Here is a 26,042-nt window from a genome sequence, read left to right as displayed (position 1 = left end):
TTAAAAGAATCATGGCAGATCTGAATAAAAAAACAGTAAAACCGATCAAGGTAGCAAAGCCGGACATGAACCCGGACCGCTCCTGGAAGGTAAACGCAGACGTTACTTCGGTAAGTTGGGATAAAACCACACAGGGCTGGAAGAACGGAATGAAAAATAATTTTGATTCCCTGAATCCTGTTTCTATGGTGAAGTCCATTGCGGGCGGAGAGCCTGATCAGCCCGCAAAAAGCAGCGGAGGCGGAGGTGGAGACAGTGCGGTGACTGCAGAGCGCGCAGCTCCGGAAAGCAAAGTAAAACTGATTAAGGTCAATAACCCTGCAATGCCTTCCACAGCCATTCAGCATACAAGTAAACATTTTGATATCGTGCTGGCCATTGATATCCATTGGACTCTCATTCCGCCGCCACCTTCATTCATGTTTATTCCCTTGCCATTGCCGCATCCGTTTATCGGGATTGTTTTTGATATTATGGATTATATTACCATCAAGATTCCGGTTCCGCAATTTGCAAGAAATCTGATGCCCTCTCTTCCGGAAAGTATTCCGATGGGAGGCTCAATATATGTTCACGGAAGGCATAAAGCAACCACTACAACCAGTGTGATGGGAGTGGTTATTCCATTCAGACACGTTACATCGCTTATTCCGGTGTATCTCATTCCTTTTCCTCAGGAAGCTCCCCATGAAGGAGAAGTGTATTACGGTTCACAGACCGTTCTGGCACAGGGAAGTAAAATGAGCGGAAATCAGCCTCAACAGGTATTAACCTGTATGGGATTCCCTTTCGGAATGACCATGCTGCCTGCCATGCCGGATAAACCAAAGAAAAATCCGTTGGCATACTTTGCTTTCTACAATAATTTTTCAAGCATGTATATCCAGATCAATACGGGCGGCCCTGTATTGGTGGGAGGAGCATTTGTTCCTCATACTTATACCCCTGGAGAAATGCTCATGCGTCTTGCCGGAATGTTTTTAATGAGAAGTTTAACCAAGAAAATAGGAAAACTGGGAGCGAATGGTTTAAAAAAACTCAATAACAGTGTCCTTAAAAAAGCTCCTTTCAATAAATTCAAATTTGCCAATGCCCTATCCAAGAAATTATGTCATTACGGACTTGAACCTGTGAATTTTGCAACAGGAGCAATGGTTTTCGAATGGGATGATTTTATCATTCAGGGCAGTACACCTTTAACCTGGAAAAATATATGGCACAGTGACAGGCCTTATGATTTTGGACCTCTTGGAAATGGTGTTTTCAATAATCATGACCTGTTTATTCTGCCTGAAGAAGATCATAAGTTTGCAGGGTGGATGCATCCCGATGAAAATATAGCAATGCTCATTCCTGCACCAGAAATTGGAGAGGAAATGACCTATTTCAGAGATCACAAAATCTGGCAGTACAGACCTGACAGCAGTATTTGGGTTATCCGAAAAGGTACTGATATCTACACTTATAAACGCTTTCACCATGCTACAGAAGGAGTGATATACAAAGTAGCCAGGATCGAATATGGTGACGGAACCATTCGTGAATATGAGTATGAAAGTCGTAGCATTGTTCTAAAAAAGATAAAAGATGTTAATACTGAAACGAGTATAGAAACAACGATTCACCCTGAACATAAAAAGATAACAGAAGTTTATTATTGCTATAAAAACCAAAGAGATCTGCAGGTTCGTTACAGTTATGATGAACGGAGTAATCTCACTCATGTTTGGGATGTCCACAAAAAGGCCATTATGTTTGAATATGATAGAAAAAATCAGGTGGTGAAAAGAACCAACCGAAACGGAATGAGCTATCAGTGGGAGTATGATAAAAAAGGAAGGGTAGTACATACCAAAGGAGTAGATGGATATATGGAAGGGAAACTTCATTATCATGATGAGGAAGGCTTTACAGAAGTGATCTATCCGAAACAAAACAATAAAACAGAGGAATATCATTACGATGAAAACTTTCTGGTGTATAAAAAAGTAGATGGAGAAGGTGGAGAAACCTGGTATGATTATACTGCTCACAACGAACTAAAGATGTGGGGAACACCGGAAGGACGGGTTCAGGGGTATACTTATGATGAAATGGGAAATATTACAATATTCCATACTCCGGATGGTGAAGAATATTATTATCATTACAATGAATACGGACAGGTTACGGCCCGCTTTTCCCCTTCAGGAGCTTCGGAAATATGGCATTATGATCAAGATGGAAAACTGTTAAGCTACACCGATCCTGCAGAAGAAACTATCAGCTATGAATATCCTGAGGGAGGGAAAATCCCTGAAAGAAGTTTAAAAAGAGATATTATTACACATTATGGATATAATGACAGAGGGCAGCTTATCCTGCTTACGAATAGTGCTGGAGCGGAGCAGTACTGGAAGTATGATGCTTATGGTAGACTTCTGATTTATAGTCCAAAACCTTTGACCAAAACTCTTTGGAACAGAGATAAAATAGGAAGGGTTGTAGAAATGAATGAACACGGGCAATTGCCGTTAAAACTCAGTTATGATGCTTATGATCTTCCTGTATATGCTACAGACGGGCGTGCAGAATGGTTGATGAGTTATACACCGATGGGAAGCCTGAAACGTCAGATTCGACGGAATGCACAGACCCATAAAAAAGAAGAAACTTTAGTCTTCGGATATGATGCTTATGAAAATTTAATGAGTATTACCAATGAAAAAGGAGAAAGCTATTCTTTTGAAAGAAATAATAACAATGAAATCATTGGAGAAACAGGCTTCGATGGTCAGAAAAAATTCTTTGTAAGGGATAAAGACGGAATGGTAACCCAAAGCAGAACTCCTCACGGAAAAGATATTTTTTATGAATACGATCTGGCGGGAAGATTGACACAGAGCCACTATCCAGACGGAACCTGGGAAGCTTATCAGTATAATACTTCAGGGTTATTGGTAAGGGCAGATAATGAAAACAGCAGCGTTATCTTTCAGAGAAATAAACTGGGATTAGTCACCAGCGAGCAGCAAGGTGAGCATTCCATTCAATATGAATACGATAATCATGGTAATCTGATCAGTTTACAGAGTAGTTTGGGTGCAGAAATCGATTATTCCTATAATGATTTTGATCAGCTTATAACAGTTTCTGCTGCCAGTCAAAGTTCAGCTCTACCCTGGGAAATGAATCTTGAGATCAGCCGTAACGGACAGATGTATTCCCGTCAAATGACTGGTGGAGTAGAAAGTATCTTTGAATTTGATCACATTGGAATGCCTGTAAGTCAGAAAGTAACAGTGAATAAAACTCATACCGCTTTCCATAAAGATTATGACTGGGCAGCAGGAAGCCGTTTGCTGCATACCCTGGATAGAGTAACGGGCGGAAGAACAAGGTTTGATTACGATGCTTTCGGAAGCCTTCTGGCTGCAGAATATTCCAACGGGGAGGTACAGTATAAAAATCCGGATGCTACAGGATGCTTACATGAAAGTGTCCGCCAGACAGACCGAATCTACGACAAAGGTGGAAAGCTGATGCGGGATAAAAACTGGTTTTATCACTATGATGAAGAAGGAAATTTATTGTTAAAAAGTAAACGGCCGATCAACAATGCCAAGCAGGAGCATACAGAACAACAAGAGCATGTACACCCTTATTATAAACCCATAGCTTCAGATTGGTTAAGTAATCCGAAAATGCTGAAAGAAACCGACCTGCCCAATATACATACTGTGCTTTCAGAAGAAATCCAGAATCCAGAATGGGAATCCGGAGATTGGGCGTACATCTGGAATGCCAACGGAATGCTGGCAAAAGTAAAGCGTCCTGATGGTAAAGAAGTAAGTTTTGAATATGATGCACTTGGACGGAGAATTTCAAAAATCATAGAAAATAAAATAACCAGATTTGTATGGGATGCCAATGTTCTTTTACATGAATGGAGCTATGACATAGAAGAAATTCCTAAAACACACATCAATGAGGCAGGTGAATTGGAAACAGAAGATGAAAAAACAGAAAATCTTATTACATGGGTATATGAAAGAGGGGCACTTTTTCCTTGTGCAAAAATGATAAATGGAGAGCGCTTCAGTATCATTTCAGATTATATCGGAAGACCACTACAGTCCTATAATGAAAAAGGAGAGTTAATCTGGAAAGCAGAGTTTGATATCTATGGAAACTTGAGAAACTGTACAGGAGATCTTTATTTTATTCCATTCAGGCAACTTGGCCAGTATGCAGATCAGGAAATAGAAGGACATTATTATAACAGATGGAGATATTATGATGCTGCTTCTGGAATGTATATATCAAAAGATCCTATTGGATTATTAGGTAATAATGATACAATGTATGCTTTCGTGAGTGACACCAATACCTGGGTAGATGTTTTTGGTCTGCATAATGATCCTGTTAACTTTCTACAGGAGCTGGTAAGGGATGCACACAGTACACTTGGTGATGCCAAAGGGTTTAGTGTCACAGCAGTAGGTACAGATGGCAATGGTAATTACTATGTTTCTTCAAGTAAAAAATATGTGCCTAGGCAGATAAAAGAATGGGCAAAAGAAATGGGAGTCACTGTGATACAAAGCAAAGCAGACAATGTTCACGCTGAAGAAGCTTTAATTAATGCTAAAAAAGGAATTAAGGAAATTGAACCTAGCACGAAAATTTGTATTGATTGTGAGCATCACATGAACAATAATAATGTTAAATTTGAAGAAGGAACAACCGGCAAGTTTAGTAAAAATAGACAGGAAGGAGGGAAGTACCATATTCCTGAAGGAAAGTATCAACCAAAATATAAATAAACAGACATGAGCGAAAAGTCAGTTAAAGAAAAATCATTAAATCTTAGTAAAGAAAATAAAATCAAATTTAATCTGTCATCACTTATAAGAATTAAAGACCTGTATCAACTTTTTGAAGAAGAAATTAAAGATGATGATTATGATTATGCTCAGCGTTTTAAGAATGGGAGTGTGCAGCTTACTGAGTTTTCAGACTATGTTTTAAGCCAGATCTTTATGGGTAATGAACTGAGTTATTCAGATGTAGAGAAGTTTACTATTCTTGATAATTTAGCTCCTGAAGATGATGAATACAGTAGTTATCAGGCAGCCATTGCAGTAAATATTGTCTTGGTTGCAACCAATATCATCAAAATTGTAAAAGGAGAGGAGTCGAAGATAAAATCAACAATTGATTATACTTTAGATATAATCAATAACCTGAAATCTGAAGAGTTTTTTACTGATAATCCAGATGGAGATGATGAAGAAAGTGAAGAATATCTTGAACAGTTTTATGATAAGGAAATAGCTACAGAAGATAGACTGATAGATATTCTTGACAATATTTCACAAAATGATTTTATAACATTTAATGAAGAAAACAGGGTCAATTAATAAAAGAAAAATATTCATAACACACTTCATTCCAAAGATAAAACTGTCAGAGAAAGATATCAGAAGATTTTGCTCAATAAAGACTGCAGTTCCTGCTATAATTATCTGACAGATCTGTCTGTTATACTTAAAATGGCAGACGAAAACTAACCCAAATCCAATCCATATATGAAAAAAATATTCTCAGAACTTAAAGGTTTTGTGGTGTTTAGTCCACAGCTTTTAGCAAAATATCTGGAAGAAAATCATCTTGAAGGTAATAATATTTTAAAATATTTTGTAGAAAACGAACATGGGGATGAAATAACAAAATCAGGAATTGCTATTCCAATCATAGGGGTAGAGGAAGACTATTATGCATTCCGGGTTTCTGTAAATGAAGAAAAAATTCTGAATGATGATGAAGTAGAGGTAGAGTCCAGAGGCTGGGTATTCCAGACGGCCAATAATGAAGTGAAAATTGTAGGAATTGGCTATTTAAAAGATATTACCACAATAAATGAAGAAAACAGTATTACTTTATCTTTAGAAAATGGGTGGTATTCTTTAAAAATTCGGGGAGGAAGTAAAAACGGAGACCGGTTATTCGAATTGCATATGGAAAAACAGGAGGCGTACCCGGCGTTTAGCGGAGATGTCACTACCGAATATTACTATGGATAAAAAATATTTTTAAAAAAATTATCCAGATAGAAATGTTTTTATTTCTGAATTCAAATGTCTGATGTTGAGATCATAATACCTGTGTTTTCTTTGATTGAGAACACCGCTATCCCTTTAAAACTCTAGAAAATTCGAATTTTATTGAAAAAATATTTTGTCAGTAATAAAAAACTTTCTATATTTGCACCACTGAAAACAACGGTACTACCGGAGTTAAAGGAGAGTTGGCAGAGTGGTCGATTGCGGCAGTCTTGAAAACTGTTGACTGTAACAGGTCCGGGGGTTCGAATCCCTCACTCTCCGCTTAGGGAGACGTTTATTTTTAAACGTCTCCTTTTTTTATGTTTGTTGTTGGTTGATTTTCAGTTAATTATATTGTTTTAGAATAATGTAAAAATGTGTTCGAGTTTTCGAATGTTTTTTAATATATAAAAATATTTGTGATTAAAATATTCCTATTATCCATTATTATGTGTTCAATATTCCTTTAACCAATTAATCTCGCAACTTAAGATTTCAATAAAAATGATGATGAGGTAATTTAACCACGGGTAGGATTGCTAGTGTAGTATTTCTTCAATTTTAGGGTCAGAGTAACCACTCGGGCTGCGATTGATAAGTAATATTTTCTTAACTAATGCATTGGCTATACGTTCCTGTATTACACCATCGCTTACCATTCCAGTAGCTCCGGTTATAATAACTTACAATTCCAATTTTCTAGTTTTAAAATTTTTCTGTTTAATTATTTTGTATTTATAGAATACCTGCCAGATGCATTTTGTAATTTTCAAGGTCATCTTTTGGTGTACCATTTTTAACCACATCAAAGCTGTTGAATCCCGGAAGGATGCTACTGCCACAAAATGCGTAGTTACTAGTAATGTTCAGCAACAGGTCATCGGTTGTTTTACCTTGCATTAACCTTTGCTCAATATTACCGAATGCTTCTTCTGGAGCATTCCATGTAGCAGATACCATAAACCTTTTCCCGGTTAGTTTACCTCCGGAACCATATTGTTTGCTCACATCTTGTCTGCTGCGTCCATCACCTTCTAAAAACTCATGATTGGCATATCCGGCTTCGAACAGCTCATCCGTATATTTTTTGTAAATCCAGGGAGCGCCAAACCAATTTATCGGAGTTTGAAGGATAATAATATCTGCTTTCAGATGCTTTGCAACCTCTTCCACTGGGTTATAGCCGTTTTCCACTTTGGTTTCCAGTACATGATATCCACTGGATATAAAAAAATCCCGTGCGACCTGCTGAAAGGACGCATTGAGTTTCCCTTCTGATCTATTCGGATAGGTCAGATGTGTATTGATGAGTAATACTGTTTTATTGTCCATTTGTCTTCGGAAATAGTTTAACATTAATAAAATGCTGGTTTGTCACCTTCGGAACCCGGTTTTTGTACACCTATACTTGCTTTGATACCTTTTGAAGGTTCTTCTATAACAGAAGCAATATATACCCCAACGGCTTTTCTTGCGACTTCTGTTCCGGTAAACTTTTCGCCTTTTTGTGTGGTTTCAAAATCTGTTTCATCCTTATCGGTCAACCAGGATGGGCGTACAATAGTATAGTTAAGTGTTGATTTTTCAATAATATCAGCAGCTTTTCGGTATCTTACTAATTCAGAACCTATCATGCGGTTATTCCATTCCCCAAACTTTCCGGCAACTTCATTGTAAATACCCAAAGCAGTTACGAAAATCAATCTATTGACTCCATTAACATGCATTGATTCTATAATTATTTTTGCCATTTGGTCAACTGCTCCGGAAAGATTGGCATAAACAATATCCTGTCCTTTAATAGCGTTGTTTATATCTTCCTTGCTCAATACGTCCCCTTCGATAATCTTCGCTGTTGATTTAAAATTGTTCAGGTGTTCACTGTTTCTTGCAAACAAAGTCAATTCTATATTTTCATTTTTCTGAAGAAACGATATGACGTGATAGGCAATAGCTCCTCCAGCACCTAACACTAAAACCTTTGTTTTCATCTTTAATATTTAATCTGTAATTAGTATTGATTGTATTCTTCATCAGACACTGGTTCCATCCAGTTCACGAGACCTTTTTCGGCATTAAGCCCGATTGCTGTATGGATCATAATGCTATCGGGGGATGCGCCATGCCAATGCTTTATACCGGACATAACGTTTACAAAATCCCCTGCTTCTATTTTTTGTATCGGCTTTCCTTCTTCCTGATATAAACAAATACCTTCACGTACCAATAAAATTTGGTTACTTTCATGCGTATGCCACTTGGTACGAGTTCCTGCTTCAAATAGGACCTCACCGATATAGGCATTGGTTTTTTCATCCGGATTTACATATGTTTTTAGGAAAGCTCTTCCTGTAAAATAACTCTCCGGAGCAGGGCTGTAGCCCATTGCCGTTATTTCTTTTTCTGTATACATTTTTTTAATTGAATAGAAAATGCCAATGACCTTACAATAGATAAAGTCATTGGTATTATTTACTGTTAATAATTAAAGGTTTTCTTGATAGAACGGGATCAATTTTTCTAATGCAATTTTCACGGGTTCAGGTTTGTCGTAAAGATCATAGTGTGACCATCCATCAACAACAACCAATTCTTTTTTGGTAGAAGCTGCACGGCGAATGATTTCGAAGCCATCTCTATAGGCACCGAAAGCTCCAGGTTTGCGGCCTACGATGACCAATAATGGTTGTGTTAATAATTTCTCCGCTAAATTGTATGCATCCCAGGTCAATGCTGATGCATTATGAGAGAATAAGGTCTTGTTTACCCCATTTGGTTTTTCACCGCGTGAAGTACGGTAATATTCTGTTGCTTCTAAAAGGTCAATGTCCGCATCTGCTTCTTTTGCCATTTCATAGGTTGGATAAAGCCCCTGGTCAACTCTAAGAGCTGCGCCTCTTGCCTCGGCAGTTCTTTGTGCTGCAATCGCTTCAAGGTTGGCAATAGGATCACCGAACTCACGCATTACACGACCATAGTTTGCCCCAGTAAGTGTTGCAACTGCCTTAATACGGCGTTCTTTCATTGTTGCGCTGATAACATAGCCACCTGCACCACACATCCCTAATGCACCGATACGGTTTTCATCAACAAAAGGAAGCGTTACAAGATAGTCACACGCATAGCTGTAATCTTCTACTCGAAATGAGGGATCTTCTAAAAACCTTGGTTCGCCGCCACTTTCACCTTGAAAAGAAGCATCGGGAACTAGTACTACAAAACCTGCATCAGCAAATGCCTGTCCGTAAACGTTTCCTGAAGTCTGTTCTTTACAACTTCCAATTGGGTGCGTACTGATGATAACAGGGTATTTTTTGCTTTCATCAAAACTTGGTGGGAAAAGAAGATCTGCTGCAATATCCCAATAAAGTGCCTTAAATTTTACTGATTTTTTCATTGTATTAAATTTTAGAAATTAATATTTATTTGTTGTTTAGAGGTTGTTTCCGAAAAATTGGGTGATTTTTTCAATACCCTGATCTACGTATTGTGGAATGTCATATAAATCAAAATGATTGGCTCCATCCACAATAAAATATTCCTTAATCTTGCTTCCTGCGTTGGCATAGAGGTAATCACTGTTCCATTTGGAATTAGCTTCACTACCTACAATCACAAGTAAGGGTTGTGTTAGTAGGCTTTCAATCCGGTCAAATGCCCGGAAATTAATAAGTCTGCTTAAATCGGTTAATAGAAATGCTCCTGTAGAATTCGGATGCTGTGCTCTTTCTGTCCGATAGTAATCATAGCCGTCTGTTGCTTCTTTACCATATTCAGGATTGCGGTCACCCAACCAATTCAGGAATATAGGCTCTGCTCCTTCAGCTTCAGCTGTACGTTGATTTGCGACAGCTTTCAATATTTCCTGTATGTTGACTGTTCCTCCTTTTCCGTTCCATCCCTCATGGTACATCTGTCCGATATCAACACCGCTTACTGTTACCAGGGCTTTGATACGTTTATCTTCTTTTGTGGCGGCAACAAAATATCCTCCACTAGCACAGATACCAATTCCACCGATATGTTCTGAATCTACGTAGGTTAATGTTGTCAGAAAATCAACAGCAGCACTAATGTCACTAACTCTGGCTGACGGGTTTTCAGTGTTTCTTGGAAGACCACCGCTTTCACCTTGATAACTGGCATCAAAAGCAAGCGTTACGAATCCTTTCTCTGCCATTTTTGAAGCGTATATTCCGGCTGTCTGTTCTTTTACGCCTCCGGCAGGATGACCAATTACAATTGCGGGGTACTTATTTGTTGTATTGAAATCCTCAGGAAGGAAAATATTTCCAGCTATGTCGATTTCTCCATTCTTGAATTTTATGGACTGTTTCATTGTCTTGTTCTTTTTTTAAATTGAATGCCAGACATTCAACCTTTTTGGTAGAACAAAGGTAAACAGACCTTTAAGCTATATTTGAAAACAAAATACTTTAAAAACGAAACGTTTTACTGATTTCTAAATATTTTAGGTGAGATTCCTGTTTTTTGGCGAAAGAAGCGTGTAAAATAAGTGGGATATTCAAAACCTAGACTATATGCAATTTCATTGATGGTAAGTTTGGTTTCCCGCAGTTTTTTCTTTGCTATTTGAATAATATATTGATGAATATGTTCTATTGGTGATTGTCCAGTAAAATGTTTGATAACATCACCAAAATAATTAACGGAAAGATTGGCTTTTGATGCAAAATAGTTGACTGTAGGGAATTCCTCTTTACTATCATTTTCAAAATATTGGTCTAATTGCTTATAAAAGTCAGCCACAACCTTATTGTAAACTTTACTTCGGGCTTCAAACTGACGTTCATAGAAAGTTTGTGTATAAGAAAGAATTAAAGTGGCATAGGAGATAAGCACATCTTGTGAAAAACCATCTCGTTGATATTCTTCGTAAGCTTTTATAAAAAGGTCATATAAAATTTTACTTTCCCTGTCAGTCAAAAAAAGTGCTTCATGGCGGGTATAGCCTGTGAAAGTATAATCTTTTGCAAACTTATCCAATAATTTTGCATTCACAAAAATACCATAACCGATAAATGGACCGGACAAATCCCATTCCATACTATTTCCCGGTTTATCAAGAAAGAGATAAGAACTTGACATTTCTTCAACAGGGGGATATACATCTATGTTGCTTTTGATAGCCATCAGGTAAAATTCCAGTTGTACAGGGGGCGATTTCAACAATATATTTTTGTGCTCATCATAATGAATTACCTGAACTCCATCGTCATTTCTACCATTAATATTGATGTACTTTAAAAACGCTGGTATGTTGTAAGATTTTGCCATTGCTACAAAAAACTGTTTATCCTGCAAAGTTAAAAAAATGAAATAGCTACAAATGAAACGTTCAACTGTAAAAACGAAACATTTTACTGTTTTGGATAAAACAACGTAATATGTTAGATAAATAATTCCTGCAAAGGTCCACCATTCATCTGAAATCGAAGCTTACAGTTTTTGTTAAAGGAACCCAAAAAAGATCAGATTTTACTTGGAAAAATCCTTTATTCTTTCAGGAGCAGAACTTTTCACATCTAAATAAAAGAAGGTCGAATGAAACTTTAAAATGATGTATGTTGATTTTTCAAGACCAACTGATTTACTGTGTTTTGCAGTGCGTGTTGGGAAGTATCACGACCAGAAGTTTATTCACAACGCAAACAAGCTAATTGTCAAAAATTTTGGAAATTGATATTAATAACTATAAAATATTCTGACGTATGTTGAGTTTTGCTCAAGATACAAGAGGTAATTTATAATTTTGTTGAAGATATATGCAGTTCAGGTATTGAAAACTCTTTTGGAATTTTATTATTTTTGTTTAAAAAGGTAAAAAACATGAATAATTGTGTGAATGGAATGAAGAAGGTAGCTACGCTATGTATATTAAGAAACAAGGATAAATTTTTGTTGCTAAAACGACTAAAAGAACCAAATAAAGATATGTATGTTCCTGTTGGCGGAAAAATAGATCCATTTGAAAATCCTGACGATGCTGTGGTACGTGAAGTAATGGAAGAAACGGGAATTCATATTACTTCGAAACAGTTTTGTGGGATTTTAACTGAAACATCACCTGTGAAATACAATTGGATAAGTTATGTATATGTATCAGATATCGAATTTGTAGATGCCCCATATTGTAATGAAGGAGAACTAGAATGGATAGAAGCTGAAAATTTGGCGGATATTCCAACACCTTTAACTGATTTATATATATATGATTATGTTTCTAAAGGTGAGGTTTTTGCGTTTAATGCTATCTATGATTCAGAATTAAATCTGATATCTTTATGGGAACAGTACAGTAATACCCAAATTAGATAATATTAAAAATTGAATAATTAATATAAATAGAGAATCCATCAAGATTATAGCCTTTGATGCGGATGATACTTTATGGATAAATGAACCCTATTACCAAAAGGCAGAGGTTGAATTTTGCCAATTATTAGAAAATTATCTTCCTCAACATTCAATATCAAAAGAACTGTTTGAAACGGAAATGAATAATCTATCCTTATATGGATATGGAGTGAAAGGTTTTATACTTTGTATGATAGAAACAGCGAGTAGAATCTCAGCAGGCCAATTATCTTTAAAAACGGCTAATAAGATTATAGAAATTGGACAGGATCTACTAAGGATGCCAATTGAATTGTTGGATGGTGTAGAAGATACATTGGCTCAACTTAATAAAAACTACAAATTGATAGTAGCCACCAAAGGCGATCTTTTGGATCAGGAAAGGAAACTAAATAATTCGGGTCTCCAAAAGTATTTTCATCATGTTGAGATTATGAGTAATAAAAAGAATAATGATTATTTAAAGCTCATGAGTAAACTTGAATGCGAGGCAGGAGATTTCTTGATGATTGGGAATTCAATAAATTCAGATATTTTGCCCGTTTTAGAAGTCGGAGCGCAAGCAATACATGTTCCGTATCATATAACTTGGGAGCATGAAAAAAATGATGAGAAAGTCAAACCAAATAATTTTTTACAGATAGAAAGTTTGGCTCAGCTTCTACCTATCCTGTTGTAGAAATGTACATTGTGGGTAGTTTATTAATGGCTAACTATTAGATTAAGTCATATCTATTACAATGTACGAATTATCGTTGATGGAATTTTTGAAGAATGTTAATAAGCTTAGGGAGACGTTTATTTTTTAATGTCTCCTTTTTATATTTTTTGTTAATTGAATTTCAGTTGATTATGTTGTTTTGGAATAATGTAAAAATATGGTTGAGTTTTTGAATGTTTCTTAATATAAAAAATATTTACCATTAGAATATTCCTATTATCCATTATTATGTATTCAATATTCCCTTGATTATTCAATCTTGTAGGTCAAGATCTTTTTGTTTGAAGATAGTAGCCAGCATGTATAAGAAATCTAAGATAACAATTGCTTCATCTTCATTGACACGTACTCCATTATTTTTCAGGATTTTCATTGCCTGAATAGTAGAAACCATTCGTCCAGAAAAGAATTTTGTAATCCTGTTGATATTTTTCTCGACGAGTCTTTGAGTGTTATCAGATCTTTTACTGATTAATCCATCACACATTGTTACTTTTTTTAGAATAGGATTGACTTGTATGGTCTTAAAATCCATTTGGGATATATTTATTTCAGAAGGCATAAACATACTTACAATATGTCTTTTACCGACGAAGTCTTGAATGTTATAGACTTGAAAAATGTTAATCCAATCTTTTGACTCTATTTCTTTGTCTTTATAAAAATCCATATTCAATTTCTGTATAAGATGCTGTAATCTCTCGTTTAAATTATGAGAGGTTTGATTAAACTCTTTTTTAGTATCTCTGAAATCTTCAAAGTCTATTTTTCCAGCCAATAAATACCTTCTTGCTTTTGCTAGAAGCTCCTTATTCTGATAAATTTCCGCAAGGACGACTTTTTTATCATTCAATGCTTGCCTTCTTGCTGTGAATATATTTTCGTCCTCGAGAATGAGGTCAAAAAGTTCATGTACACTAGGAAGTAACGAGATTTTTTTTAAAAGACTTTCGTATGATTTTTCTAGAAGATCTGCTCTAAACCTGCCTTTGCATTTAGATGTACTACAATGATAGTACCTGTATTTTTTGTTTTTGCCCTGAGATGTACTTCCTGTCAACTTTCGCCTGCAGAAAGGACAATTTATGAACCCTCTGAGTGGGAATAGAAGTTTTGATTGAAGTTTTGACTCATTCTGTTTGCGTTTACTTTTGAGTAATAATTGGACAGTTCGGAAAAGGTTTTCTGTTATGATTGGCTTATGAATTCCTTTTACATATTGAATATCTTCAGTTTTAGTTGCTTTAACCGTAATTATTCCACAGTAAATGGGATTATGCAGTATCTTCCAAAAATTATTTTTACTGCACAGTAGACCTCTTTGGACGGTCATAGTTCTCACCTGATTGATTGAATAGGTACCAGTAGCAAACTGCTCAAAAGCCCATTTAATTAAATCAGCCTGTGGCTGTTTAGGTCTCATGATTTTTCTGCCATCTTGTGTTGACTGGTTTATATATCCCATTGGAGCTTTTCCTGGCCATCTCCCCATTTTTCTGGCTCTACGCATTCCATCCGAAGCATTTCGTCCTCTTCTGTTGTTTTCAGCTTCAGGAATTGAAAGATAGACAGCAAGCATCACTATACTTTCAGGAACATTAAAATCGATTGGTTGGTCAATAGCGAATGGTTTTGTGTTTAAACTTCTTAATATACCAAGCATTTGATAGGCATATTCAATGTTACGGCTGAACCGATCCCACTTAATAAATAGTATATTCTCTGCAGGTCTTTTTCTGTTATTTTTTAAAGTTTTAATAATCCTTTTCCATTCAGGCCGATTAAAGTCCTTTGCTGAAAAGTCTTCTCTGAAGATTCCTTTAACAGCAATTTGATTCAGTTCACAATATTTCAACAGCCTTTCCTCCTGCTCAGGAAGAGAATAGCCTTTTCTCATTTGTTCATCAGTACTAACTCTGACATATAAATACGCTGATTTCATAAATATAGGGTTTATGAAATATCAACGGTTAAATAGTACTGCTTTATTTGAAATAAGATTTTAGACGTAAATAAAAAAAGGTATTTCTAAAAATCTGCACTGCAATCGCAATCTACAATATATTCTTCTTTGTAAAAATTCATAAACTTTCTAATTGCTATAAATGTTTCATCATATTTAAACTTAAGTAAAGCTTCGATGAGTTTGAAAATAGGTGATTTGATTTTGTATGCACAATAGCATCTCGTAATTCCTTTAGCTTCGTAATGTGAGCATTTGTTGGAGTTTGTGTTTTAAAAAAGTTCTTTTTGTAATAGTAGGGTATAACATCATTTATCTTGTCCCAAAATCTAATGTGAATTTGAATCTGTTCTTTATTATAATGTTCTGTTCTTTCTTTTCTGATATTAATAAAAGGAGTGTACTAGTCGAGTTACTTGTGAAAATTGCAAAAAGAAAAAATGGAACGCCAGTACAGATTGCATTAGCCTGGCTTTTGGCTCAAAAACCTTTTATTGTTCCTATTCCTGGAATGGATAAGATTGAATACATCGACAACAATTTAAAATCATTGGAGGTAGAAATTTTACCTAATGATTTAAAAGAAATTGATGAAGCATTATCACAGATGACAATTCAAGGAGCACGTTTAAATGAAGACCTCCTAACAATGTCAGAAGAATAGATGCTATAGCTAAACAGGAACTTCGCAATACGCGAAGTTTTCCTGTTTCTAGTAAAAGAAAAAAAGATTTGTCCAATAACTTTATTGACTCACCAAGATTGTGTAAAAAGTAGGGCTTCTACGGAAATAAGGAGTGAATCAATGATGTTGCTTTATATTTTCTTTTTGTCTTTAATTAAAAATATTGAAATTGATTTTTTTATTTTCAATCTTAGAAATGGTCTCAGTAAAGTCGGTTGGTTTTATATCTTTGGGTTTAAATCGGCTGATGTCGATAAAATCAAAATCCCTATTAATATAATTTAAATGTTGGTTTATTGAAACAGCTTCATTAACGACTATTTCAATTCTAGAATCATTATTAAAATTATTCTTTGCCAAAATATGAATCCCCTCAGCTAGACTTTTGTGACCATATTGAAAATCGTCCTGCGAATTATAGTTCATTGGATTACTGATTATTTCTAACCCCATATTAATTTTAGTCAACCCCATGTTTGTATTCTTATCTAAAGAATTAGCATTTGTTTTTAAAATTTGTTTTACATTTTTTCGGGTATTAAATAAATGAGAATTTAAAGGAATGTCTATAATTGATGAATTATTGCTTTTGTTTAATGATGCCTCAAATACAAACTTTTCGAAGGAATTAACTGTATTGTTTCTATTTGATAATTGTAGCCAGGCGGTCAAATGTTTGAAAAATAAATTGTGATAAAGTTCTTCTCTGTAAATATGTTCTAAATCCCGTTTTATGATCTTTAGTCCAAAAGTAGCAGTATTATTTGGGAGTCGTTCTATTAATTCTACCATTCTTGCATACCCAACTTGAGCTGTATATTCAAGACTAGCACTGAAATCACATAAAACTGAGAAGTCAGACTTATCAATATCATTGATGAAATCAGGAACAGAATCTGACAAACGTCCCATAACGATCCCGATTTTCGCAAGTGCTTCATGAGCAATATTTTTGGGAGCAATGATACCAGCTGTAACAAATCCTTCGAGGCGGCCCATTATTTCGTCATTTATGTTTCTGACTTTTTCTATAATTGTTGTGGGTGGAATTACAGCTTTAAAAAAGCTATCAAGTAATTTCTGGTGACTTGTTTCTTGAGCCCATATCTGAGATATACAAGTAATTATCAGGTCCTTTTCGTGATTGCCAATATTTGGAAATGCTATAATGCTCTTTTCAATATGTGGTCTTTTATACAATTCACTTACCAGACCTTCTCGTCTTAAACCTATATTAAGCCAGTTCCATAATTCAATCTCTGGCTTATTAACAAAAGCTTTTGCCAACTCTTCTTTTGCTTTGTCTGCTAGTTTAATGATATTGTCCATAATTATAGTTTTTTTTTGGGTTGAAGGATAATTGATTACAGCTACGATGAAATTATACCTAGTATATTTCTTTTAATTGATCCAATAGTGTAAATAGTACCGGAGTAAGGAGATATAAGTGTTTGTAACGCTAGGTACAGCCCATCGTATTTTTTTGATACCTGTTGAGAATATTATCAAAATAAATTAGCGTTGGGCTCTTTTATTGTGGGGGATTAATTTTACATTTTCTTTAATTGGTTATTTGCTATATAAATGTAAAAAATTATTAACAAAGTTGGCACAACTAATTCGAGAAATATTATAAAATAGAAATGTCACCAATATTAAGAATGTAAACATTAATTTCTTATTCTTTGGTTTAATATAATAAAGAAACTGATACCTATAGACCTATGGATGGCTTATCAACTTAATGATGAATATTCTGACTTATCAATTCATTCATATAAAAATGGATCACTGGTTTTAAGCAATTCTTTTGATGAAAATGGTAAGTTAACCAAAGAAATGTCTTTTTAAAGATGATAGTATACAGGAAGTTAGATATTATGATCAAGATGAAAAACTGAAGTCAACCGTAACTTATAAAGATAACATACCTTATGTTATCTCTATATGTTGTGGTATACCAATTTAATATATTTTATTACGGGTTCCCGTATCATCGTTAAGCCAATTTTTTTTATTTTTGAGAATGTAGGTGATTTTAATTATCTAATCCTACACCACAATAATATTAAAAAGAAATTTATAATAACCATGATAACAATAGGAGAAAAAAACGAATTAGAAGAAATCTTAGATACATTGGGCGAAAATCTCAGTATTACGGAAAGTCAACATGATGCAGCAGTAAGAAGCTATAAAGCTGTAGGGGCATGGCTAACAGGTGATGATTCGGAGCTGGCAGAATATAATCCAGTAATTAGCCCACAAGGTTCTTTTATAATCGGGACCACTATTCAAACTGTTGATCCAGATGGTGATCTGGATCTTGATATTGTATGTGAATTGAATGGAAAAAGGGTAAATTGGACACAGAAAGATGTTAAAGAACTCGTAGGGGGACAATTGTCTAAACATAAAAAATATGAATCATTGCTAGATGAGGAAGGTAGGAGATGCTGGACATTGCGATATCGGGAAAATGGAGTACCGAATGAACGTTATCATATGGATATTTTGCCCGCTATTAATACGAAGGGGTATTCTGTAATTTTGGAGAAAGCTTATAGTAATCTTAAAGACCAGAATATTGATGAACTGGTACTAAGTATTACAGATAATGAGAGGCCTGAGTACCACTATTCAATAAACCCTGCTGATTGGCTCCAGAGTAATCCATTTGGTTATGCGAAATGGTTTATGAGTATAGCAGAAGATATTAAAGGATTTAAGAGCAAAATGTTTTCCCTAAATGAGTCTGTTAATCCTACGCCTAAATATCAGGCGGATAGATTACCCTTACAAAGGGCGGTACAATTGCTTAAAAGGCACCGTGATATAATGTTTAAGGATTATAACGAAGAAGACAAAAAGGAAAAACCTATATCCTGTATCATAACAACTCTAGCTGCTCATGCATACAATGGGGAAGATAATGTTACGGATGCGCTTATAAATATTGTCAGTAATATGCGAAATTATATTGAAGATCGTTTTGATGAAAAACTGTATAGAAATATAAAATGGATTTCCAATCCTGTAAACCCTACTGAGAATTTTGCTGATCGTTGGCCTCTTCCTGGCTCAAAAAGAGAGCAGTTCTTTAATGATTGGCTGGATAAAGCTAAGGAGGACTTTCTTAATCTTCGATTTCCAGAAAATAAAAGAATGCTTAATGAGTCTTTACAAAGCTATTTTGGAAGTGAACCAGTCAAAAAGACTTTTTCGGATATTGGCAATAAAATGAGATGGTTAACTGAAAGTGGGAATAATCACGTAGATCGTAATCTAGGTGTAATTGGAACAGCTACATCAGGACTTTCTGCTGTTTCTAAAATAAAGCCTCACAATTTTTTTGGGAATGATAAAGAAGAATAAGTTAAGTGTAATTGAGCAGTTGGCATCATTAAAAAAGGAGTACAGCTTTGGAAAAACAACTATGCTTTGCCGAAATAAAATCAAATGGGAAGGATATCTTAAGTCATCTCCGCTTGGTGATGAATATTTAGTACGCCTAATTTACAAACTTAATGATGTGCCCCAGGTTTTTGTTTTAGAACCTATACCATTAGAGTTACCTGAGGAAGAATCAAGGCTAAAACATGTGTATAATCAAGACAAGCAGGAGCTTTGTTTATATTATCCTAAAGCAAAAGAATGGACAAGTTCACAGTATATTTCACATACTATTATGCCCTGGGCAATTGAATGGCTGTATCATTACGAGATTTGGTTAATGACTGGAGAATGGACTGGCGGGGGAATAGTTCATACAAGTGATAAAAGATAGTTAGTAGGATTGATTATGAGTGAAAAATTTAATGTATTATCAATTGATGGAGGGGGTATAAGAGGGATCTTTCCAGCAGTTATTTTGGCAGAAATAGAAAAAGAACTTAAGGAAAAAGGAAAGAAAGATTGGCAGATATATCAAAATGTAAATCTTATTTTCGGGACATCGACCGGCGGCATTCTTGCATTGGCATTATCCCTCGGAATTCCTGCTTCTAGAATCAAAGATTTATACTTTGAAAATGCGAAAAAAATTTTTGGTAACAGGAGAAACAAGTTTTGCTCCTTATTTGGAGCCACACATAAAAGAAATTCCTTAGAAAAATTAATTGTTGAGATTTTTCAAGAAAACCATGGAGGCAAAATTCCACTATTGAAAGATTGTAAAGTTCCTGTGGCTGTTTCTGTTTATGATTTACACAAGGGGTGTCCTTCTGTTTTAAAAAGTATGTATCATCCACGGTTTACGAGAGATCCTAATCTGCCATTATTTAAAGCAGCATTATCAACATCATCTGCACCAACTTATTTTGATCCATATTCCTCTGAAAGTTACTTAGATCTTGATGGAAATAATGTGGATTTTAAGTACAAAGTAGATGGTGGTGTATGGGCAAATAATCCGTCACTTATAGCTCTTATTGAAGCTCAAAAAGCCTTTAAAAAGGAACTTAAAGATATCAACCTATTATCAATTGGTACTGGGCAAAGTGTTTTTCTAGAGGAAAACAGAACCAAAAGATTTGGTATTTATTATTGGGTGCTTAGTAAGAAGAAAAGAATTATTGAGCTTTTTATGCAGGGACAATCTCAACAAGCAGAAAATCTGATTAGCCTTTTGAAAAATGGTATCGATAAAGCAGAACCTGATAACTTTGGATATTTACGATTGAATACAACTTTTGCAAAAGAGGAAGATGCTATTCAAATGGATGAGGTTAACAAAGATAGGCTAGCATTATTAGAACAAAGAGCTCTAAGTGTTTATGCACAATATAAAAATGAAATATTTAATTTGTTCAATATAAACAACCTGTAACAGAATTGAAGTAGCGACTCATATTCTCGGTATTTATTAATATACAAAAAAAAATATCTTCTGTCTTTAAATGAGATAGAAGTATTAGTTAATACTGTTTAGGGTTTAAGGGATGCTGAAAGAATATCATCTATATTATTTCAGCATCCTTTAAAGTAACTAAATGTTATACGCCAAGATTGCATAGTCGCCTCAAATCCTCTAGTAGGGAGTTCGAGTTTTGTACCATCAAGTAAACTAAATTTGGACTTTATTAGAGTGATGTTATAGTCTCTCTTATAAGGTTCCCTGTTATATATTAACTATATTAATACCACAATTATATAATAGCAGAATAACGCAAAAACTTACGTAAATCTTTGTAAACAGGGTTCAAACTACTATCATCATATTTTCCAGACTTGGAAGCAAATTGATACCAAACTAATTCTTTCTTTTGTTGTTTAATAAGTCTCTCAATTACTGTTCTTTTAATGTAATAGAGTTTAGCGGATTCAGTCCAGATGAATTGAGTTACTTGTTCATTTTTATTGTTATAAAAAGATAAGTCTAGTAGATTAAATTCCAATTTATCAGCATTAGAAATTTTAGGATTTAAAAATGGGAAGTTTGGATTTTGTGAGCGATTATTAGACCAGCTTGCCCATCTGTAATTCCAAACAAGCTCATCCATATTAAAATCAATCTCGCCATAAGATTTCTCTCGTTTTTTTAGAAAGTTACTCCAGCTAATTTCTCCACTATAAATATTGTACAGCGAATTGCTGTCGGTCGGATAATAATTGCATTTTTTAATACTTTTTTCAAAGCTAGCAGCCTTTTCATTAGGAATTAGATAAGCATGTAAAGATAGGTCAAACCGTGTATCATTTTCTTTTCCTTTTTGGCTAATAGAGGCAGACATCAATACCCATTCTTCATCTGAAAAGAGGTGGTGTATGTAATAAGAATCAATAAAATTCTGATCTTCAGAATTTATCCATCCCTGTACATCTCCTTCTTTAGGTGGGAAAAAGCAATCTGCTATAATCTGATTTCGTTTGGGTAGTCTTGGAAAGCCAGGATCATAATACAAATCTAAACATCGGTATCTGTTCTTATCTTCTGATGTAAGTCTATTCTCTAAAAATAAATATCCTATAAATTCAAAATACGCCTGCCAAAGGTACTTTTCAGAATAGAATTTAATTTGAGGACCATACCCATACCCATAGTTTTTATTCTCTTTAAATTCTTCGTTAATGGATTCAAACAATTTTTCATCATATCCATTTTCTTTTACCCTATTCAAAATAATTTCTATACAGTCACTTTCTGAAAAAGTGCTTTGAGATGTAATTCCTGCAATCTGATATTTCACAAAATCATACATATCAACACCCGCAAGAAATGTATTAAAACGAGAATATTGTTTTCCTTTTCTAAACTTTGTAGAAATTCTAAAACTTCTGCTGTTAAATTTTAATTTTTTATGATAGTCGAGTTTAAAAACATTATTAGCAAATTCTATTATGGTTAGAATGTATTCTATAATCCCAATATGAGTATTTTTCCATGTGGTTAAAAAATTATTGGTTAAAAATATCAATGCTTTTTCTGTTATTTCTTTCTCTCTAATTGATATTAAAACTCCACACAGTGCTGCGGTAAGTGATTCTAATGCATTTGTATCCTTAAAATCATAACATTTTTTGCAAAAACTAAGTAATTGTTCAGGAACTCTTCGGCCAATTAAATATAGGTTTTCTGTAGCAAGATCTCTGAGGATTTGATTGGAGGAAACTGTACTAATAAAGGAAGTATAAAAATATTCTTCAGCATCAACCGAAGTCAGTGCCTCTCGTTGAACATTTTTATTAATTGTTTCTAATAGATTATAAGTTGCAGAATTATTTTTTCTAATAATTTCTGTCCAACTGATATCAATTTCAATTTGATTTAAGGGGAGCAATATAGAAATTGCAAATAGAGAAAGCCCATGAACTTTTTTCTGATAAATGTTCTCATATAACTTGTTCAAAAGAAGATGATGGGTAGGGTGATCTTTTGATAAATCTGCGCATATTTTCCTTATTTTCTCTTGGCCTGAATCATTACCGATGTAATAATCTATATTTCGATAGCAGATTTCTAAAGCCGTAGCATCTTCAAATACTTCAAAAAACTCAATATTGTATTTTGAAGGTAGCAAATATAGCAGGGAAATCATTATATCTTCAGCCAAAGAATGTGCAGAATCCCCGGAGAATAATTTATTTTGGATATCAATATTATAAAGCCTGGTTTCTATTTCTTTTACGGTTTTGACTTCTGCTAATAAAATTTTTGAAGCTATTAGATAACCTGCAACCAAATCATAGGCAAACTGAATTCTTTCATTATCACTTTCATCCAAGTTTCGCTGAAATAAGCATAGTCCTTCATCCAGTATTTTATCAGCGGGAGTATTATAAAGTTTATGACTTTCTGGTGAAATGATAGTAGCAAAATCAATAATGTCTACATCTCTAGAATTGTCATTCCATAGTTTTTCACATAACTGTGCTATCCTTTTATTTATTTTGTGCTTAAGTACTATGTCATCATCTGTAATCTTTTTTATAATATTATCATAATATCTGTCAAAACTTTGAAAAATATTATCAATAGAAATATTAATATTTTCGCTTTCCTGATTGGCTTCGGAGAATATTTTTAACAATAACGGATGTTTAAACAAATCTTTATTAAAATTCCAGGAGGTTGGAACAATATTATATTTCTCAAAATATTTTGGTATGGCTGATCGCTTCTGTTTTTCAGTTAACCCTTCTAAAACGAATTTATTTTTGATATCGGAAATATTTTCTTTTTCAAATATGGTATTGATATATCGGTCTCTACAGGTTGTAATCAAACAAATATGGTCCAGTTTTTTTATTTCAGCAATTATATCAAAGATATTGGTTTTCCAAATATCTTTGTAAGGATTACTTTCATTAAGTCCATCAATAATTATAGGTATCTTAACTCCTTTGCTGAAGCCCAATGTATTTAATGCTTGCAAGAATTGTTTAAAACTATAGTCTTTGTCAATTCCTATAGATTCTAAGATTATTTTCTGTGGAAAATCTAGCTTTCTAAACGTTGAACCTAATATTAAAACTGCAGGTATATTTTTTTCAATACAGTTTTGAGCTATGTTACATGCTATATTAGTTTTACCGTATCCTGCACTACTTAATATATGTACTTCTTTTTGAAAAACAAGGTCTAATAACTTTGTAAGTGGAGTAGGAATTGGTCTATGACTATGAATCCTTTCTTCAAATTCTTTAATTTGTACAAAATGGCTGTGTAGAATGTTGATTTGTTCAATGATATCTTGGTGTTGCCAATCATATTGTTTTAGCTTTTTGTTTTTTGCCCACTTGTCTTCTTGAATAGTCTTGTTTAACTTATTAGCGTAGGTACGATATGTTTTAAGATAAATATCAATTTTATCATTTAAATATTTACACTTTTCTATATTCAATTTTGAAACTAATGTTGTAATAACTTCGTCTAACGTTTTACAAATAAAGTCTATGAGTTCCAATATGTTTTTTGAATAGCTCGGATCTAAAAAGGATTCTAAATCATTTCTTTGAATGCTTCGTCTTGCATCCTTGATATCATCTTTTATATATGTACTTTTTATTTCTAAATCGCTGAAGATTTTTTTGTAATCAAGTAGATATAATATTTCCTTGTCATAGTCTGAAGGAACATATAGATCTGTGTCAAATTTGGTATGTAAGTATTCAATTTGTCTTTCCGTATATTCTTTTACTATTTCAAAATTTATGAAGCTAGTATTAAAGTAATGATGAAATATTGCTCCGAATTTTGAATGCTTATCTGAAAGGAAATTTTTAAAAGTCTCTTTATTCCAATGCAAAATTTCTGTTGCGGGTGATATCGCTTTTAAGCTAATCTTTAGATCTTTAAAGGTACTTTCTTTAAAACTGGAAGGGGTACAAATAATCCAAAGTTTTATATGGGCATGTTCATTGAGAGTTGTATTGAAATTGTTGATGAGTTGTTCTCGCCTATCTTTTAAAAGACTTGTATTGTCCTCCGTGTTATACCACCATTTCACCTGCCAACCAATTTCGTCGCCTGCTTTGAGGTTCAATTCCTGGCAATCTGTATGGAGATGTAAATAAAATTCTGAACCAGGAGTGTTATAAAAATTATCAAAATAACCGAATTCATGATAACGTAGGTATGCAAGTTGAAAACAAAAGGATTCAAAACTTATATCTTTTGCCTGCTGGTTAATGTCAAATTGACTCCATGAAATATTCGTCATATCAGTGCTTCTGCCGGATTTTCTGTTTTACATAAGTTAATTTGGCTATAGTAAGGGCAGCCTCCTCTACAGTTGCTACTGTTTTTACATGATCTCTCACAAGTATTTACTTGGGCACTTCTATAAGTTTCCCAATGACTATTCCATATTTCGGAGAAGTTTTTTTCTTTTAAACTATAAGTATCTCTGTTGTGATTGGCAAATGAACAAGGTTTAACGTTTAGGTTCTCATCTACGTAAGCAGAGAAAAAAGCGCATTCACATGGTTCAATAAAGTCAATAGTAGTATCGGTAAAGTGCATCAACATCGGCATAAAACAAGAATCAAAGCCTATATTGAGATGACAAGAATGACCATCAATTAGTTTGCAAAATTTTTTCAAATCATCATTCAATTCTAAACAGAGGTCTTCTTTGCCTCTTCCCATAGGTTTAAATGTTAGGAAAATTATTGAATTAAAACCATTAAGAAGATGATTATATTTTCCTTCTAAAATCTCTATTCCTTGTTTTATACTTTTCTTATCAAGAATAAAATGAATGTTTGTTTTAATTCCTTCATCAATAAAAATATGAGCTTTTGATAATGGTATCGATCTAATATTTGGAAAAGATATAGCAACAGCCCCAACAAGTGGTTTTATTTTTTCTGCAATATCTTTAGTAATATGCATTGCATTTGTAGTGAAGTTTGGAACTACATTGTATTTTCTTGTAATTTCCAATATTTCAATAAAATCTGGATGTTCCAATGGCTCACCACCACCCAATGCTACTTGAAAAACATTTCCCCAACGTTCATCATTTAAGGACTGGATTACATGTTCATAATCATCCAAACTCATAAAAACATTATTTGGTATACTATCTCGGTAGCAAAAGGTACACCCCTTTGTACAATGGTTTGATATTGAAATATCTACCAGTTCAGGAATTGGAGCCCGATAAGGATCATCATTAACAGTTTTTCCCCACCGCATGGTTACGCCTGAGTCTTGGTCAGCTATGAAATTATAACCATCACTATGTCTTCTAATTAAGTTCATAA

At 34.1% G+C, this 26,042-nt stretch carries 19 protein-coding genes and 1 tRNA gene; 10 read left to right on the top strand and 10 right to left on the bottom strand.

Annotated elements, in window-relative coordinates; all coding sequences use genetic code 11:
* The first annotated feature begins 11 nt into the window (after positions 1-11).
* The 4 genes from NK356_RS06215 to NK356_RS06200 all read left to right on the top strand — a co-directional run bounded on the left by NK356_RS06215 (position 12) and on the right by NK356_RS06200 (position 6,368).
* On the top strand, positions 12-4,805 hold the full coding sequence (locus NK356_RS06215; protein WP_253316491.1) for an RHS repeat-associated core domain-containing protein: 4,794 nt from the start codon (positions 12-14) through the stop codon (positions 4,803-4,805).
* A 6-nt stretch (positions 4,806-4,811) separates the two neighbouring features.
* Positions 4,812-5,402, top strand: a complete 591-nt coding sequence (locus tag NK356_RS06210) for a hypothetical protein (protein WP_034698612.1) — start codon at positions 4,812-4,814, stop codon at positions 5,400-5,402.
* A gap of 168 nt (positions 5,403-5,570) precedes the next feature.
* On the top strand, positions 5,571-6,065 hold the full coding sequence (locus NK356_RS06205) for a hypothetical protein (RefSeq protein ID WP_253316490.1): 495 nt from the start codon (positions 5,571-5,573) through the stop codon (positions 6,063-6,065).
* A 218-nt stretch (positions 6,066-6,283) separates the two neighbouring features.
* Positions 6,284-6,368 (top strand) — tRNA-Ser (locus tag NK356_RS06200).
* A gap of 453 nt (positions 6,369-6,821) precedes the next feature.
* Here the strand turns inward: NK356_RS06200 and NK356_RS06195 are convergent.
* The 6 genes from NK356_RS06195 to NK356_RS06170 all read right to left on the bottom strand — a co-directional run bounded on the left by NK356_RS06195 (position 6,822) and on the right by NK356_RS06170 (position 11,384).
* Positions 6,822-7,442, bottom strand: coding sequence for an NAD(P)H-dependent oxidoreductase (locus NK356_RS06195; protein WP_253316489.1), 621 nt, complete (start codon positions 7,440-7,442; stop codon positions 6,822-6,824).
* The gene (locus NK356_RS06190; protein WP_253316488.1) at positions 7,442-8,077 is read right to left on the bottom strand and encodes an NAD(P)H-binding protein; all 636 of its coding nucleotides are present in this window, start codon (positions 8,075-8,077) and stop codon (positions 7,442-7,444) included. Before NK356_RS06190 ends, NK356_RS06195 begins: the two co-directional genes overlap by 1 nt.
* Positions 8,078-8,097: 20 nt before the next feature.
* The gene (locus NK356_RS06185) at positions 8,098-8,499 is read right to left on the bottom strand and encodes a cupin domain-containing protein (protein WP_253316487.1); all 402 of its coding nucleotides are present in this window, start codon (positions 8,497-8,499) and stop codon (positions 8,098-8,100) included.
* 72 nt (positions 8,500-8,571) lie between these two features.
* Positions 8,572-9,483 carry an alpha/beta hydrolase gene (locus tag NK356_RS06180; protein WP_253316486.1) on the bottom strand — a complete coding sequence of 304 codons (912 nt, stop codon included), beginning with the start codon at positions 9,481-9,483 and terminating at the stop codon, positions 8,572-8,574.
* A gap of 36 nt (positions 9,484-9,519) precedes the next feature.
* Entirely contained in the window at positions 9,520-10,425 is a 906-nt protein-coding gene (locus NK356_RS06175) for an alpha/beta hydrolase (RefSeq protein WP_253316485.1), read from the bottom strand.
* Between the two features lie 113 nt (positions 10,426-10,538).
* Entirely contained in the window at positions 10,539-11,384 is an 846-nt protein-coding gene (locus NK356_RS06170; RefSeq protein ID WP_253316484.1) for an AraC family transcriptional regulator, read from the bottom strand.
* A 573-nt stretch (positions 11,385-11,957) separates the two neighbouring features.
* On the opposite strand from NK356_RS06170, the gene NK356_RS06165 reads away from it, so the two are divergent.
* Together NK356_RS06165 and NK356_RS06160 are read left to right on the top strand one after the other, a co-directional pair.
* The gene (locus tag NK356_RS06165) at positions 11,958-12,425 is read left to right on the top strand and encodes an NUDIX domain-containing protein (protein ID WP_228421760.1); all 468 of its coding nucleotides are present in this window, start codon (positions 11,958-11,960) and stop codon (positions 12,423-12,425) included.
* A gap of 13 nt (positions 12,426-12,438) precedes the next feature.
* Positions 12,439-13,143 (top strand): HAD family hydrolase, encoded by a 705-nt coding sequence (locus NK356_RS06160; protein ID WP_253316540.1) that lies wholly within the window; start codon positions 12,439-12,441, stop codon positions 13,141-13,143.
* Positions 13,144-13,438: 295 nt separating this feature from the next.
* Here the strand turns inward: NK356_RS06160 and NK356_RS06155 are convergent, their stop codons facing one another.
* Positions 13,439-15,127 carry a recombinase family protein gene (locus NK356_RS06155; RefSeq protein WP_253316483.1) on the bottom strand — a complete coding sequence of 563 codons (1,689 nt, stop codon included), beginning with the start codon at positions 15,125-15,127 and terminating at the stop codon, positions 13,439-13,441.
* A 382-nt stretch (positions 15,128-15,509) separates the two neighbouring features.
* Here NK356_RS06155 and NK356_RS06150 point away from each other — a divergent pair, with 382 nt between their 5' ends.
* Positions 15,510-15,812 (top strand): aldo/keto reductase, encoded by a 303-nt coding sequence (locus NK356_RS06150; RefSeq protein ID WP_301287939.1) that lies wholly within the window; start codon positions 15,510-15,512, stop codon positions 15,810-15,812.
* 171 nt (positions 15,813-15,983) lie between these two features.
* On the opposite strand, the gene NK356_RS06145 is transcribed toward NK356_RS06150, so the two are convergent.
* Positions 15,984-17,162, bottom strand: coding sequence for a hypothetical protein (locus tag NK356_RS06145; protein ID WP_253316481.1), 1,179 nt, complete (start codon positions 17,160-17,162; stop codon positions 15,984-15,986).
* A 762-nt stretch (positions 17,163-17,924) separates the two neighbouring features.
* Here NK356_RS06145 and NK356_RS06140 point away from each other — a divergent pair.
* The 3 genes from NK356_RS06140 to NK356_RS06130 are packed head-to-tail and all read left to right on the top strand — an operon-like array spanning position 17,925 to position 20,661.
* Positions 17,925-19,208 carry a nucleotidyltransferase gene (locus NK356_RS06140; RefSeq protein WP_253316480.1) on the top strand — a complete coding sequence of 428 codons (1,284 nt, stop codon included), beginning with the start codon at positions 17,925-17,927 and terminating at the stop codon, positions 19,206-19,208.
* On the top strand, positions 19,192-19,620 hold the full coding sequence (locus tag NK356_RS06135; RefSeq protein ID WP_253316479.1) for a hypothetical protein: 429 nt from the start codon (positions 19,192-19,194) through the stop codon (positions 19,618-19,620). Before NK356_RS06140 ends, NK356_RS06135 begins: the two co-directional genes overlap by 17 nt.
* A 15-nt stretch (positions 19,621-19,635) precedes the next feature.
* Positions 19,636-20,661, top strand: a complete 1,026-nt coding sequence (locus NK356_RS06130) for a CBASS cGAMP-activated phospholipase (protein WP_253316478.1) — start codon at positions 19,636-19,638, stop codon at positions 20,659-20,661.
* A 319-nt stretch (positions 20,662-20,980) separates the two neighbouring features.
* On the opposite strand, the gene NK356_RS06125 is transcribed toward NK356_RS06130, so the two are convergent.
* Positions 20,981-24,994: a hypothetical protein gene (locus tag NK356_RS06125; RefSeq protein ID WP_253316477.1), complete on the bottom strand. Its 4,014-nt coding sequence runs from the start codon at positions 24,992-24,994 to the stop codon at positions 20,981-20,983.
* Positions 24,991-26,040: a radical SAM protein gene (locus tag NK356_RS06120; protein ID WP_253316476.1), complete on the bottom strand. Its 1,050-nt coding sequence runs from the start codon at positions 26,038-26,040 to the stop codon at positions 24,991-24,993. Before NK356_RS06120 ends, NK356_RS06125 begins: the two co-directional genes overlap by 4 nt.
* Positions 26,041-26,042 lie beyond the last annotated feature (2 nt).

The organism is Chryseobacterium sp. S0630, from assembly GCF_024158915.1.
Lineage (GTDB): Bacteria > Bacteroidota > Bacteroidia > Flavobacteriales > Weeksellaceae > Chryseobacterium.
This window is presented reverse-complemented; position numbering and strand designations above follow the sequence as displayed.

Bases quoted from the DNA above. Each gene is read 5' to 3' on its own strand.
- NK356_RS06215 (WP_253316491.1), top strand. From the start codon at position 12: ATGGCAGATCTGAATAAAAAAACAGTAAAACCGATCAAGGTAGCAAAG.
- NK356_RS06210 (WP_034698612.1), top strand. From the start codon at position 4,812: ATGAGCGAAAAGTCAGTTAAAGAAAAATCATTAAATCTTAGTAAAGAA.
- NK356_RS06205 (WP_253316490.1), top strand. From the start codon at position 5,571: ATGAAAAAAATATTCTCAGAACTTAAAGGTTTTGTGGTGTTTAGTCCA.
- NK356_RS06195 (WP_253316489.1), bottom strand. From the start codon at position 7,442: ATGTTAAACTATTTCCGAAGACAAATGGACAATAAAACAGTATTACTC.
- NK356_RS06190 (WP_253316488.1), bottom strand. From the start codon at position 8,077: ATGAAAACAAAGGTTTTAGTGTTAGGTGCTGGAGGAGCTATTGCCTAT.
- NK356_RS06185 (WP_253316487.1), bottom strand. From the start codon at position 8,499: ATGTATACAGAAAAAGAAATAACGGCAATGGGCTACAGCCCTGCTCCG.
- NK356_RS06180 (WP_253316486.1), bottom strand. From the start codon at position 9,483: ATGAAAAAATCAGTAAAATTTAAGGCACTTTATTGGGATATTGCAGCA.
- NK356_RS06175 (WP_253316485.1), bottom strand. From the start codon at position 10,425: ATGAAACAGTCCATAAAATTCAAGAATGGAGAAATCGACATAGCTGGA.
- NK356_RS06170 (WP_253316484.1), bottom strand. From the start codon at position 11,384: ATGGCAAAATCTTACAACATACCAGCGTTTTTAAAGTACATCAATATT.
- NK356_RS06165 (WP_228421760.1), top strand. From the start codon at position 11,958: ATGAAGAAGGTAGCTACGCTATGTATATTAAGAAACAAGGATAAATTT.
- NK356_RS06155 (WP_253316483.1), bottom strand. From the start codon at position 15,127: ATGAAATCAGCGTATTTATATGTCAGAGTTAGTACTGATGAACAAATG.
- NK356_RS06150 (WP_301287939.1), top strand. From the start codon at position 15,510: ATGTTCTGTTCTTTCTTTTCTGATATTAATAAAAGGAGTGTACTAGTC.
- NK356_RS06145 (WP_253316481.1), bottom strand. From the start codon at position 17,162: ATGGACAATATCATTAAACTAGCAGACAAAGCAAAAGAAGAGTTGGCA.
- NK356_RS06140 (WP_253316480.1), top strand. From the start codon at position 17,925: ATGATAACAATAGGAGAAAAAAACGAATTAGAAGAAATCTTAGATACA.
- NK356_RS06135 (WP_253316479.1), top strand. From the start codon at position 19,192: ATGATAAAGAAGAATAAGTTAAGTGTAATTGAGCAGTTGGCATCATTA.
- NK356_RS06130 (WP_253316478.1), top strand. From the start codon at position 19,636: ATGAGTGAAAAATTTAATGTATTATCAATTGATGGAGGGGGTATAAGA.
- NK356_RS06125 (WP_253316477.1), bottom strand. From the start codon at position 24,994: ATGACGAATATTTCATGGAGTCAATTTGACATTAACCAGCAGGCAAAA.
- NK356_RS06120 (WP_253316476.1), bottom strand. From the start codon at position 26,040: ATGAACTTAATTAGAAGACATAGTGATGGTTATAATTTCATAGCTGAC.